This window comes from Vibrio sp. V19_P1S1T109 (assembly GCF_002241375.1).
Classification (GTDB): Bacteria; Pseudomonadota; Gammaproteobacteria; order Enterobacterales; family Vibrionaceae; genus Vibrio; species Vibrio anguillarum.
On the sequence record NZ_NDIM01000135.1, the window covers coordinates 1 to 12275 of the forward strand.

Here is a 12275-nt window from a genome sequence, read left to right on the forward strand (position 1 = left end):
CTTTAAATATTTCTGATTGAGATTTACTCTGCGCCAGCCGCTTGGCTCTCATTTCCGCTGTAAATTAGTAGCGGTTGTGATTCACCATTAATGACTGATTCATCGATAACCACTTTGCTGACATCGTTTACCGATGGCAGTTCATACATGGTTTCGAGTAGTACGCCTTCCAATATAGAGCGTAAACCACGTGCGCCCGTTTTGCGGTTCATTGCTTTTTTTGCAATGGCGCGCAATGCGTCTTCACGAAACTCTAGGTCAACGTTCTCTAACTCAAACAAGGCTGCGTACTGTTTCGTCAGCGCGTTTTTCGGCTCACACAGGATTTGAATCAGTGCTTCTTCATCCAGCTCTGTCAAGGTAGCCGTTACGGGAAGACGACCGATAAATTCAGGGATCAACCCATATTTTACCAAATCTTCAGGCTCTACTTGATTGAACAACTCACCGATAGTTTTGGTTTCATCTTTAGAGCGAACTTCCGCACCAAAGCCAATACCTGAACCTGTCGCAACACGTTGTTCAATCACTTTATCTAGGCCCGCAAATGCACCACCACAGATAAAGAGGATTTTGGATGTGTCTACCTGTAAAAACTCTTGTTGTGGATGCTTACGGCCACCTTGCGGCGGAACTGAAGCTATAGTGCCTTCCACCAATTTCAACAGCGCTTGCTGAACCCCTTCACCTGAGACATCTCGTGTAATTGAAGGATTTTCTGCTTTACGAGAAATCTTATCAATTTCATCGATGTAGACTATACCACGTTCCGCTTTTGCAACGTCATAATCACATTTTTGCAGCAGCTTTTGGATGATGTTTTCAACATCTTCGCCGACATAACCTGCTTCAGTTAATGTGGTGGCGTCTGCCATTGTGAAAGGTACGTCTAGGAAACGAGCTAATGTTTCGGCAAGCAGTGTTTTACCACTACCTGTTGGGCCAATAAGAAGAATATTACTCTTACCTAACTCAACCCCATCGCTCGTTTTATCACCGTTTCGTAAACGCTTGTAGTGATTATATACGGCCACTGCGAGCACTTTTTTTGCATGTTCCTGGCCAATCACATAGTCATCAAGATGTTCACGGATCTTATGCGGCGTAGGTAACGCCTCAGATTCCTTTTTTGGCAGAACATCCTTAATCTCTTCACGAATGATGTCGTTACATAAATCAACGCATTCATCACAGATGTAAACAGAAGGACCGGCGATCAGCTTGCGAACTTCGTGCTGGCTTTTGCCACAGAAAGAGCAATACAACAGTTTACTACTACCGCTCTCTTTGCTTTTGTCTGTCATTCGCTAACCTCTTAGCCTTTACTTTTAATCGTCTGAGTGTAACTCAAATTACGCCAAAATGCGTTAAACAATTCTGAGAACTGTTATTCGCCGCGGTGACGCAAGACTGCATCGACTAAACCGTATTCCACAGCTTGGTCAGCAGACATAAAGTTATCACGGTCGGTATCACGCTCGATAACTTCAAGCGGTTGACCTGTATGCTCAGCAAGCAATTTGTTGAGTTTTTGCTTGATGGTAAGGATCTCTTGAGCATGGATCTGGATATCCGAAGCTTGGCCTTGGAAACCACCTAACGGCTGATGAATCATCACGCGTGAGTTAGGCAAAACATAACGTTTCCCCGGAGCGCCACCAGCCAATAGGAATGCTCCCATTGAACAAGCTTGACCCATACAAACAGTGCTAACATTCGGCTTGATGAACTGCATGGTGTCATAAATTGACATACCAGCAGTCACACTGCCTCCTGGCGAGTTGATGTAGAGGAAAATATCTTTATCAGGGTTTTCCGATTCTAAAAACAACAGCTGCGCTACAACAAGGTTAGCCATGTGATCTTCAACTTGACCCGTTAAGAAAATCACTCGTTCTTTGAGTAGGCGAGAATAAATATCGTATGAGCGCTCACCGCGGGAAGTCTGCTCAACCACCATGGGTACTAGCGCGTCAAAAATTGGCGACATTGCGTTTTTTTCTTGGTAGCTCATATTGTTATGTCCCTAAAATAAATGGCCCGAATGATGGGTATCACACGGACCATTGTTAGCAGAATAGTTAACCTGTAGTCAACCACCTACGCTACATATTGCTTATTAAGCAGGTTGCTGGTTCATTAGCTCATTGAAGCTAACAGCCTTTTCAGAAACCTGTGCTTTAGCAATGATCGCGTCGATTGCTTGCTCTTCTAGAGCAAGGTTACGCATGTTGTTCATCATTTGCTGATTTTGAGAATAGTATGCCATTACTTCAGCTGGATCTTCGTACGCTGTTGCCATCTCTTCGATCAATGCTTTCACTTTATCTTCGTCAGCTTTTAGCTCTTCAGACTTGATCACTTCACCAAGAAGTAGGCCAACCACTACGCGACGTTTTGCTTGTTCTTCGAACAATTCACGTGGTAGTTGAGCGGCCGCTTCTGGGTTACCGCCAAAGCGTTGTGCAGCTTGTTGACGCAGTACGTCGATCTCTTGATCGATCAGTGCAGAAGGAACATTGATATCGTTCTCTTTTACTAGACCTTCAATCGCTTGCTCTTTAATGCGGTTTTTTACTGCTTGCTTAAGTTCACGTTCCATATTCTTGCGAACTTCAGCTTTCAGCGCTTCAACGCCACCTTCAGCGACACCAAATTTGGCAACGAACTCGTCGTTTAACTCTGGTAATTCACGCACTTCAACTTTGTTGATTTTAATTGCGAATTTCGCCGCTTTACCTTTTAGATTTTCCGCGTGGTAATCTTCAGGGAAGTTAACGTCGATTTCAAATTCCATACCTTTGGTTTTGCCAACGATACCGTCTTCAAAACCAGGGATCATGCGACCTGCACCCATTTCTAGAGGGAAGTTTTCAGCTTTACCGCCTTCAAACTCAACGCCATCAATAGAACCAACGAAATCGATCGTCGCGCGCGAACCCGCTTCCGCAGCTGCGTCTACTTCTTTCCACGTTGCTTGTTGCTTGCGTAACGTTTCTAGCATCTCAGCAACGTCTTCTTCCTTCACTTCAACCGCTGGTTTTTCAACAGTGATGTTTTCTAGACCTTTTAACTCAACTTCTGGATATACTTCAAAAGTTGCATTGAAAACAAGGTCTTGGCCTTCTTCGATAGAAACTGGTGCGAATGTTGGTGCGCCTGCTGGGTTGATTTTCTCTTTTACGATAGCTTCAATGAAGTGGCGTTGCATCACTTCGCCCATGACGTCTTGACGTACCGCTTTACCGTACATTTGCGCAACCATTTTCAAAGGCACTTTGCCTTTGCGGAAACCATCGAAACGACGATTCTTAGCGATATTGCGTAGCTCTTTTGTAACTGCATCTTCGATGTTAGCAGCAGGAACAGTAATATTCAGACGGCGCTCTAGGCCTTCTAGCGTTTCAACAGTAACTTGCATTATTTATAAACCTCAAAACTGGCCCAGTATTTCTGAGCAATATGAGCCGCAACTTAGGCGATGCCTTGTGCTTGGCTGCATCCTTGTGTTGTGCTCTATCCGAACACTTATATTAAAACCAGCATCAACATTGGCCAAAAGACCCAATATTGGACTAATAAGCGATATCTTTAGAGACTCTAATGCATCACAAAAGGTATCTCTGATTAGTCTCAGGACAGAAAATTTAGACGCGACATTCTACCGACCAGAATCAGTGCTGTCGAGCCAATCACCGCAGAGAGATGATTCCGTACCCTAAATTGCTTTCTAAGTGCTAAAAATTCCACCAACGTGAAAAAGCACAGTTTTGAAATGGGGACAATAAAGGCTTTTTCAAGGGAATCGAGGCTTTTTTTACCCCAAAAGCGTAAAAAGAGATCTTGCTCCTGTTTTGCACCCCACAATTGCGCTCTTTTTAAACATCACCCAAAGGAAAACCAGTAGAATTATGAGTCAATGCTGGGAGCATTATCACTTGCAAAAATGGATATCTCTCGCAAAAGAACTGCCCTTGTCGCGCCGCTGAACATGGAGAAAGGATGCTACATATTCGCCGAGTAAACCTTATTTTTGTAACGTTATTCCTTTTGTCTACCGCGGCTGGGGCGCATTTTGTTTGGCGGCACAACTACCAAAGTTTATTGATTGAACATCAAGCTCAGCTAGAGCGATTCTCTAGCCACATCACCACAAAACTTGATAAATATGCACATATCCCAAGATTGCTAGCCAAAGATAAAGAACTCATTGACGCTTTACACAGCCCCAGCAATAGCGCCCAAATTGAAATCACTAATCGCTATTTAGAACAGGTCAATGAAGTGATTCAAGCCGCTGACACCTACCTCATCGACCAATATGGCAACACGATCGCAGCAAGTAACTGGCACCTCACTCATTCATTTATTGGCCGAAACTTCGCTTGGCGGCCTTACTTTAAAACGGCCATAACTGGGCAAGAGAGCCAATATTTTGCGTTAGGATCAACATCGGGGCAACGAGGATATTACTACTCCTACCCTATCGTTTATGCCGCGGATGTCATTGGCGTAGTGGTAGTGAAGATGGATCTTTCCGCGATTGAGGAAAACTGGCAGAGCAAACAAAGCTATTTTGTCGCCACCGACGACAACAACATTATTTTCATGTCCAGCCAACCGGAGTGGCTGTTTAAAAGTGTTGCCATGCTGAGCGAAAGCGATCGAATTGCGGTTCAAAATAGCCGCCAATATCTTGATACCTCCATTCGCTCACTCGGATTGATCGGCGATTTCAGCGCATCCGTTGCCGAATGGGAAAATCCTTATCAAACTTGGATTAAAGGCGATTTCATCGTTTCAACCAAACCGCTGCCCAGTATCGGGCTCAACATTCGGGTTTTATCGCCCAAAATAAACATTTTCTGGGATAGCTTTGGATTTACTCTGATCAACAGCATGCTGTTTGCCATCGTCTACTTAGGGCTATTACTGGTTCATCACCGCCAACTCAAACAGCGCCAAATCGAACAGTTACAGTCTGAAGCAAAACAAAAATTAGAGTTTCTGGTGATGGAGCGAACCTCTGCACTGCACGCGGAAATTGCGGAGCGAAGTAAAACAGAGAGCATGTTACGCCAAACTCAAGATGAATTGATCCAAGCTGCGAAACTGGCTGTGCTTGGGCAAATGTCCGCCAGTATTAGTCACGAGCTGAATAATCCACTGGCCGCTATCCGCAGTTTTGCCGACAATGGGCGGCGTTTTTTAGCCAATGGTAAGCCGGAACGGACCGATGACAACTTGACTCGCATTTCAGCGCTCACCGAACGCATGGCTAAAATCAGTGAACAGCTCAAATCGTTTGCGCGAAAAAGTAACACCGATGAGAAAGTGAACGCGCAATTATTACCGATTATTTTGTCGACAAAAGAGTTGATGCAACCGCAATTTAAATCGAATTTGATTCAGTTTGAGATGGAATTACCCGCGATGGATCTTTGGGTGCGTGTCAATCCAATCCAACTAGAACAAGTCTTGATTAACTTGCTAACCAACGCGATGCAGGCCCTTGAGGAACAGCATCAAAAATGCGTTCGTTTGAGCACTGAGTGCAAAGCCTCTCAAGTGTTGATCCATATTGATGATAACGGCCCGGGAATTACACAAGAAAAAATAGCCCATCTTTTCGAACCGTTTTTCACCACGAAAAAAAATGGCTTAGGCTTAGGCTTGTCGATTTCACAGCAGATAATACAAAGCATGGACGGTGAGTTAACGATGGCCAGTTCACCGCAGTGTGGGGCGCGATTTTCAGTCTCTCTACCGATCGTTACGCCAAGCGTGTGATTTACAGACAAAGTATGGTTTAAAGATAAAAAGCAGTTAAGGACAACCAATGTGTGATGTATTTTTTATCGATGATGAGGCGGATATCCGTATCGCCATTGCGCAAAGTTTCGAGCTCGCCGACCTCACAGCGCGGTTATTTTCCAGTGCGGAAGAAGCTTTACTGGCGGCCAAAGCAGACGGGCTGCCTCTTGTGGTGGTGAGCGATATTTGCTTACCTGGCCTCAGTGGCCAGAGCTTACTCAACTCGATTCATCATCAAGATGCTGAGGTCCCTGTTATTTTGATCACAGGACATGGCGATATTTCGATGGCCGTACAAGCGATGCACGATGGCGCATACGATTTTATCGAAAAACCTTTTGCTACTGAACGCTTGATAGAAACCATCCACCGCGCGATAGAAAAACGCCACTTAACGTTAGAAAATCAGCAGCTAAAACGCAGCTTAAAAGCGAGCCAAACTCTTGGACCACGCATTATCGGTAATACTGGCAACATCCAAGCGTTAAGGGACACCATCACTCATGTCGCCGACACTCAGGCTGACATTCTACTGTTTGGCGAAACTGGCACAGGAAAAGAGCTAGTTGCTCGCTCGTTACATGAGCAGAGTTCTCGCCGCGAGCTCAATTTCGTCGCACTGAACTGCGGCGCAGTGCCTGAAAATTTGATAGAAAGTGAACTTTACGGCCATGAAAAAGGCGCCTTTACTGGCGCTGAAACCAAACGCATTGGTAAATTTGAACACGCACAAGGAGGCACCTTATTTCTGGACGAGATTGAATCAATGCCGATGCAGGCACAAATTCGTTTATTACGCGTACTGCAAGAAAGAGTCATTGAACGTGTTGGGTCCAACACCTTGATCCCTCTGGATATTCGAGTCATCGCCGCAACAAAAGTCGATTTAAAGCAAGCAGCTCAAGCAGGCACCTTTCGTCAAGATCTCTACTATCGCTTAAACATTGTCACATTAGATATTCCACCACTTCGCCAACGTAAAGAGGATATTCCTGCGCTTTTCCATCACTTTTTGTTAGTGGCCGCGGCTCGTTACGGTAAAGCGGCAACCGCACTCTCTCAACCTGAAATGCAGCGCTTAATCAGCCATGACTGGCCGGGAAACGTGCGCGAACTACGCAACGCCGCAGAGCGCTATGTGCTATTGGGGAAACTGGCTCAGTTAGACGACAGCGAGCCATCACAAAAATTACCCACCCATTTAGTCGAACAAGTGGCCGAATTTGAAAAATCCGTGATCGAACAAGCATTGATTGAGTGTGGTGGGCGTATCAATGAAACAATGGAAAGGCTCAACGTACCGCGTAAAACGTTGTACGACAAAATGCAGCGTTACGGATTAGACAAAGAGCTCTATAAAATATAGAGCTCTAATAACATGCCGCAGCCATAGAAATTTCAGGTCAGCATTTTGGTTACTTAGTGATGATTTCCGGCCCCATTAAGGTGGTTGGTAACCAAGTGGAAATCCAAGGCACGTAGGTCACAATCATCAAAAATAGGAACATAATCGCCACCCACGGTAGCGCCGCTTTCACCACATTCATCATCGACATTTTGGCAACCCCTGCGGTGACAAACAAGTTTAACCCGACAGGCGGTGTGATCATCCCTATTTCCATGTTCACCACCATCATGATCCCAAGGTGAATGGGGTCAATACCGAGTGCGATGGCGATGGGGAAGACCAATGGAGCAACAATGATCAGCAGCCCTGATGGCTCCATAAACTGACCACCAAGTAGCAGTAATATGTTGACTACAATCAAGAATGTTATAGGCCCGAGACCGGCGGAAAGCATCGATTCGGCAATAATTTGCGGAATGCGCTCTTCGGTCAGAACATGTTTCAATATCAATGCATTGGCGATAATAAACAGCAGCATAATGGTCAATTTGCCTGCATCAAACAAAGTCGCTTGCGTATCTTTATGGAAAAAGGCTTGCACGATTTTGACCAAGGCTGGTTTGGTATTTTCTTTGTCGGCGAACGGCCCCATATCTTTGTAAACAAAATTGGCAATCAAGAAAGCGTATACCGCTGCCACCGCAGCCGCTTCGGTTGGCGTAAAGATACCACCGTAAATCCCGCCGAGAATGATCACCACCAGCAACAAACCCCAGCTGGCATCTTTGGCGGCGAAGATCGCTTCTTTCCAACCCACAAAAGGTTGTTTCGGTAGGTTTTTAATTCGTGCAAAAATGTAGATAGCAACAATCAGCATCAAACCCGCTAATAAACCTGGGATCACACCGCCTAAAAACATGCGCCCTACCGATACATCAGTAGCAGCGGCGTACACGACCATCACAATCGAAGGTGGGATCAAGATGCCCAATGTGCCAGCATTACAAATAACCCCAGCGGCAAACTCTTTGCTGTAGCCATTTTTGACCATTCCAGCAATAACAATACTGCCGATCGCCACCACTGTAGCCGGTGAAGAACCTGACAGCGCTGCAAACATCATACAGGCCACTACCGAAGCAATCGCCAGCCCTCCCCGAAACCAACCCACCATAGCGATAGCGAAACGGATAATGCGTTTTGCCACACCTCCGGTTGACATAAAGCTGGAAGCCAAAATAAAAAATGGAATCGCAAGCAAAGTGTAATGGCCTTCAAAAGCGTTAAACAAGGTTTGAGCCACTGACGCTAAAGAAGTATCGGAGTGCCAAAGTAGGAACAGAACGCTGGATAATCCGAGCGAGATAGCAATGGGTACACCGACTAGCATAAAGCCGATGACCATAACAAACAGCAGTAAAATATCCATGAATTAACGCTCCTTGCGAGAATCAATAGGCGGGGTCGCTTCGCGGTTCGGCTCTAACATGGTCTCGCTCACTTGTGCCATTTCCGCTTTGAGCGCTTCAAGATCTTCCTCGGCTTCATGGCCAGAAATCATTCTGTCTAACTTACCGCTGAGAATTTGATAGGCGATTTGTAAAAAGCGAAAAGTGAGTAATCCCATTCCGATAGGCAATGCCATGTATGGAATAAAGCGCGGCATTTTTTCATAGCGCTCCCCTTCATTGAGCCAATCGGAGAGAAATTGCAGCATTTCCGGCATAGGAATATCGTCGGTTTCATACCAAGCACGCTCAGTCGCAAACGGATACCAGTAATTCCACGAACCGATGAGCAGTAAAATAGAAAAGGTTAAACAACAAGCCACCGCGACCAGTGCAGATACTTTTCGCATGGTTGCAGGCACCATGTTAATAACCACATCAACTCCGATGTGAAAGTGTTTCTTTACCCCATAGGACGCACCAACCAGTACCATCCATGCAAACATGAACACGGTTAATTCCAATGCCCATAAAATGTTGCCGTTAAAAACATAGCGATAAACAACGTTAACGAACGTTAATAAGGTCATCGAGCCCAAGAAGAATGCAATCAGCATTTCTTCAATCGCATCGGTAAATCGGCCGACTTTAGAGAAAAAAGAGTGTTCCATGTGATACATCGCTCTCATAGTAATTATCGGAATTGACTCAAGGTCACCGCACGGCTTCAGGTTAGTTATCAATGAGACGAGCAATAAACGCGTTGAGTCCAACCCCACCACGCAAGGTGGGGTTGGAGGCTGATTATTTGTTTGAAGCCAGCGCTGCCTCAATCAAATCTGAACCGATGTCTTTTTCAAATTTCTGCCACACAGGCTTCAGCGTTGTAACCCATTGCTGGCGCTGTTCAGGTGTGAGAGTGCGGATCACGCCTCCGGCTTCCAATACATATTGTCTATTTTGGAGCTCGACTTTATTTGATTCCGCATTACGCGCTTCAGTGACTTCTTTTAAAATGGTCGCGAACTGGTCACGCACGTCGGCTGGTAGGCTGTCCCACCACTTGCTTGATGTCACCACTAGGTAGTCCAAAATGCCGTGATCGGTTTCGGTAATGCCATCTTGCACTTCAAAGAATTTCTTACCGTAAATGTTGGACCATGTATTTTCTTGACCATCAATAACTTTGGTTTGCAAACCGCCATACACTTCTGCAAAAGACATTTTTTGCGGGTTTGCACCAAGCTGCTCAAACTGAGCCACCAGTACATCAGATGCTTGCACACGGAACTTTAATCCTTTTGCATCCGCTGGAACGAGTAGAGGTTTATTGGCTGACATCTGTTTCATACCGTTATGCCAAAATTCCAACCCTTTCACACCACGACGTGTCATTGAATTCTTTAGTTTTTCACCGTCAGCTGAGTTTTGGAAACGGTCAACTGCGTCCACATCCTCAAATAGGAATGGCAGGTCAAAAATACGGAATTTTTTGGTGAATTTTTCAAATTTTGATAATGAAGGCGCCGCTAGCTGCACATCGCCGTTGAGCATGGCTTCCAATACTTTGTCGTCATCGTATAAGGTTGAATTAGGGAAAACTTGTAGGCAAGCCTTACCATTCATCTCCTTATTAACACGCTCTTCAAGCAGCGAAGCCGCAATGCCTTTAGGGTGCTTATCTGTATTCGTGACGTGGCTAAATTTAATGACGATTTCGCCGGGGTCGCAATTTGCGGCCGCATTAAAACTGGTTACAGCAAGAATGGAAGCGGTCAGCAAAGTCAGTGGCTTTAACATTATTATTCTCCTTGATTGAACATATCAGCCCCATCAATGGGTGCTGGTTGTTTTCTATAAGGCAATTAACAAGCCAACATGACACATTCCATTAACAAGCCAGTAACCATAAGGTGTCACCAGCTATTCAGTTAACAACAACCCATAGAATCTTATGATAGAAAGCAAAAATGGGTAGAAAATGACCCAAGGAATATGAATTTTGGGTGGGAAATGACACCCAGCTAAATCCATCAGAGGGTGGCGATGAGAATGACGAAAAAATGTGAAACAGGAAGGAAGCGCACCCTCCGCCCAAACAGCAAGCCTAGTTTGGGCACTCCCCCCGAGCTCTTTATCGGAGAGCGCGCTAATTGGTTAGAACCGACAGATTATGTTAGTAGCACACAGAAAGTGGTGTGCTACAAGAAGAGGGTGAGCAGGCAGGCTAAAAAACCTACCCACTCTGGGGGTTAGGGCTACATCGCAGCTTTCACCGCTTTCGCTAGTTTTTGTGCTGCTTGTTTTGGATCCGCTTTCGGATCATTGAAAAAGTTCGTTACGACATCAAAAATCGCGCCTTGGGCATAGCTGGTTGTCGACATACCATGGGCAATACTGGGCACAAGGTTGTTGGACTTAGCCGTCGCTTTAAAGGCCGCCATTGAGTCCAACGCGCACTGGTCAAATTTTGACATATTCATATCTGTGCGTACCGGGATCGAGCCTTTGTTGAGGTTAAATACCTCTTGGAATTTAGGATCTAGGATCGTGGCGGCTAGCGCTTTTTGCGCCTGCTTATTGTCTGCATCAGTTAGCTCAAAAAAGACAAAACTATCGACATTATGGATAAATTGATCGGCCGTACCTGGCGCGGCCACGCACAGGTAATCTTTACCCGCAACTTTGCCCGCTGCGGTAAACTCACCTTTTGCCCAGTCGCCCATGATCTGCATCGCCGCTTCACCATTTATCACCATTGAAGTCGCAACGTTCCAATCACGGCCTGGAGAGTTAACATCAATGTAGTCATGAACTTTTTTAAACTGGCTAAACACGTCAACCATTTTGTCGCCCGCGAGCACAGCCATATCAAGCTCAACAAACGCTTTCACGTAATCTTGTGAGCCAAGAACGCTCAACGCCACCGTTTCAAAAACCGTCGCGTCTTGCCAAGGTTGACCACCGTGCGCCAGTGGCACATAACCCGCGGCTTTGATCTTATCGCCCGCAACAAAAAACTCGTCTAACGTAGTTGGCACTTTAGCACCCACTTTAGCCAGTACCGCAGGGTTAACCCACAACCAGTTGACGCGATGCACGTTAACTGGCACGGCCACATATTGGCCATTCCACTTCATGACATTGGTGATCATCGGTGGTACGACTTCATCCCACCCCCCCTGTTTGGCTACGTCGTTAAGGTTCGTGAGAAAACCAAGCCCCGCCCATTCTTGAATATCGTGCCCTTTAATTTGAGCCGCCGACGGTGGGTTACCCGACACCGCGCGCGTTTTCAATACCGTCATGGCACTTTCACCACCACCACCTGCGACAGCGAAATCTTTCCAACTATGGCCTTGCTGCTCCAACATTTCGGTGAGCACAGCTATCGACTTGGCTTCACCACCGGAAGTCCACCAATGGAGTACTTCCACTTCACCAGCGTGAGTCGAAGGAATGAAAGAGGCAGAGAGGAAAGATAAAGCAAGCAGAGTGTTATGAAATTTCATCATCATCTTCCTTGGTTTTGATTCAGCAAACCTGATTCGCAAACTTTTATTAACTATTAAAGTGCTGATCGTTTACCTACTAGTCTAATCAAAGAAAATTTTTTTCGTTGAAACAAACCGTAATTTTAACGTAACGAAAGCGTTACACTACAC

At 45.6% G+C, this 12275-nt stretch carries 9 protein-coding genes; 2 read left to right on the top strand and 7 right to left on the bottom strand.

Annotated elements, in window-relative coordinates; all coding sequences use genetic code 11:
- Nucleotides 1-23: 23 nt before the first annotated feature.
- The 3 genes from clpX to tig form a co-directional block, all read right to left on the bottom strand.
- Entirely contained in the window at nucleotides 24-1304 is a 1281-nt protein-coding gene (gene clpX, locus B9J87_RS06340) for an ATP-dependent protease ATP-binding subunit ClpX (RefSeq protein ID WP_013857185.1), read from the bottom strand.
- 83 nt (nucleotides 1305-1387) lie between these two features.
- A complete protein-coding gene (clpP, locus tag B9J87_RS06345) occupies nucleotides 1388-2014 on the bottom strand; it encodes an ATP-dependent Clp endopeptidase proteolytic subunit ClpP (protein ID WP_010317461.1) in 627 nt (208 codons plus the stop codon).
- 105 nt (nucleotides 2015-2119) lie between these two features.
- Nucleotides 2120-3421, bottom strand: coding sequence for a trigger factor (gene tig, locus B9J87_RS06350; RefSeq protein ID WP_013857186.1), 1302 nt, complete (start codon nucleotides 3419-3421; stop codon nucleotides 2120-2122).
- A gap of 581 nt (nucleotides 3422-4002) precedes the next feature.
- Here tig and B9J87_RS06360 point away from each other — a divergent pair.
- Both B9J87_RS06360 and B9J87_RS06365 read left to right on the top strand, forming a co-directional pair.
- Complete coding sequence (locus tag B9J87_RS06360) at nucleotides 4003-5790, top strand: sensor histidine kinase (protein WP_094147493.1); 1788 nt, start codon at nucleotides 4003-4005, stop codon at nucleotides 5788-5790.
- A gap of 49 nt (nucleotides 5791-5839) precedes the next feature.
- The gene (locus tag B9J87_RS06365) at nucleotides 5840-7180 is read left to right on the top strand and encodes a sigma-54-dependent transcriptional regulator (protein WP_094129467.1); all 1341 of its coding nucleotides are present in this window, start codon (nucleotides 5840-5842) and stop codon (nucleotides 7178-7180) included.
- 49 nt (nucleotides 7181-7229) lie between these two features.
- Here B9J87_RS06365 and B9J87_RS06370 read toward each other — a convergent pair whose 3' ends face one another.
- The 4 genes from B9J87_RS06370 to B9J87_RS06390 all read right to left on the bottom strand — a co-directional run bounded on the left by B9J87_RS06370 (nucleotide 7230) and on the right by B9J87_RS06390 (nucleotide 12122).
- Nucleotides 7230-8591 (bottom strand): TRAP transporter large permease, encoded by a 1362-nt coding sequence (locus tag B9J87_RS06370; protein ID WP_013857190.1) that lies wholly within the window; start codon nucleotides 8589-8591, stop codon nucleotides 7230-7232.
- A 3-nt stretch (nucleotides 8592-8594) separates the two neighbouring features.
- A complete protein-coding gene (locus B9J87_RS06375; protein ID WP_026028632.1) occupies nucleotides 8595-9281 on the bottom strand; it encodes a TRAP transporter small permease in 687 nt (228 codons plus the stop codon).
- Between the two features lie 133 nt (nucleotides 9282-9414).
- Nucleotides 9415-10410: a TRAP transporter substrate-binding protein gene (locus tag B9J87_RS06380; protein ID WP_017044592.1), complete on the bottom strand. Its 996-nt coding sequence runs from the start codon at nucleotides 10408-10410 to the stop codon at nucleotides 9415-9417.
- Nucleotides 10411-10868: 458 nt separating this feature from the next.
- Nucleotides 10869-12122: an ABC transporter substrate-binding protein gene (locus B9J87_RS06390; RefSeq protein ID WP_094149799.1), complete on the bottom strand. Its 1254-nt coding sequence runs from the start codon at nucleotides 12120-12122 to the stop codon at nucleotides 10869-10871.
- Between the last annotated feature and the right edge of the window lie 153 nt (nucleotides 12123-12275).

What these genes read in the sequence shown, in the direction of transcription:
- tig (WP_013857186.1), bottom strand. Translation starts at nt 3,421, where the DNA reads ATGCAAGTTACTGTTGAAACGCTAGAAGGCCTAGAGCGCCGTCTGAAT.
- B9J87_RS06380 (WP_017044592.1), bottom strand. Translation starts at nt 10,410, where the DNA reads ATGTTAAAGCCACTGACTTTGCTGACCGCTTCCATTCTTGCTGTAACC.
- clpX (WP_013857185.1), bottom strand. Translation starts at nt 1,304, where the DNA reads ATGACAGACAAAAGCAAAGAGAGCGGTAGTAGTAAACTGTTGTATTGC.
- B9J87_RS06370 (WP_013857190.1), bottom strand. Translation starts at nt 8,591, where the DNA reads ATGGATATTTTACTGCTGTTTGTTATGGTCATCGGCTTTATGCTAGTC.
- clpP (WP_010317461.1), bottom strand. Translation starts at nt 2,014, where the DNA reads ATGAGCTACCAAGAAAAAAACGCAATGTCGCCAATTTTTGACGCGCTA.
- B9J87_RS06365 (WP_094129467.1), top strand. Translation starts at nt 5,840, where the DNA reads ATGTGTGATGTATTTTTTATCGATGATGAGGCGGATATCCGTATCGCC.
- B9J87_RS06375 (WP_026028632.1), bottom strand. Translation starts at nt 9,281, where the DNA reads ATGGAACACTCTTTTTTCTCTAAAGTCGGCCGATTTACCGATGCGATT.
- B9J87_RS06390 (WP_094149799.1), bottom strand. Translation starts at nt 12,122, where the DNA reads ATGAAATTTCATAACACTCTGCTTGCTTTATCTTTCCTCTCTGCCTCT.
- B9J87_RS06360 (WP_094147493.1), top strand. Translation starts at nt 4,003, where the DNA reads ATGCTACATATTCGCCGAGTAAACCTTATTTTTGTAACGTTATTCCTT.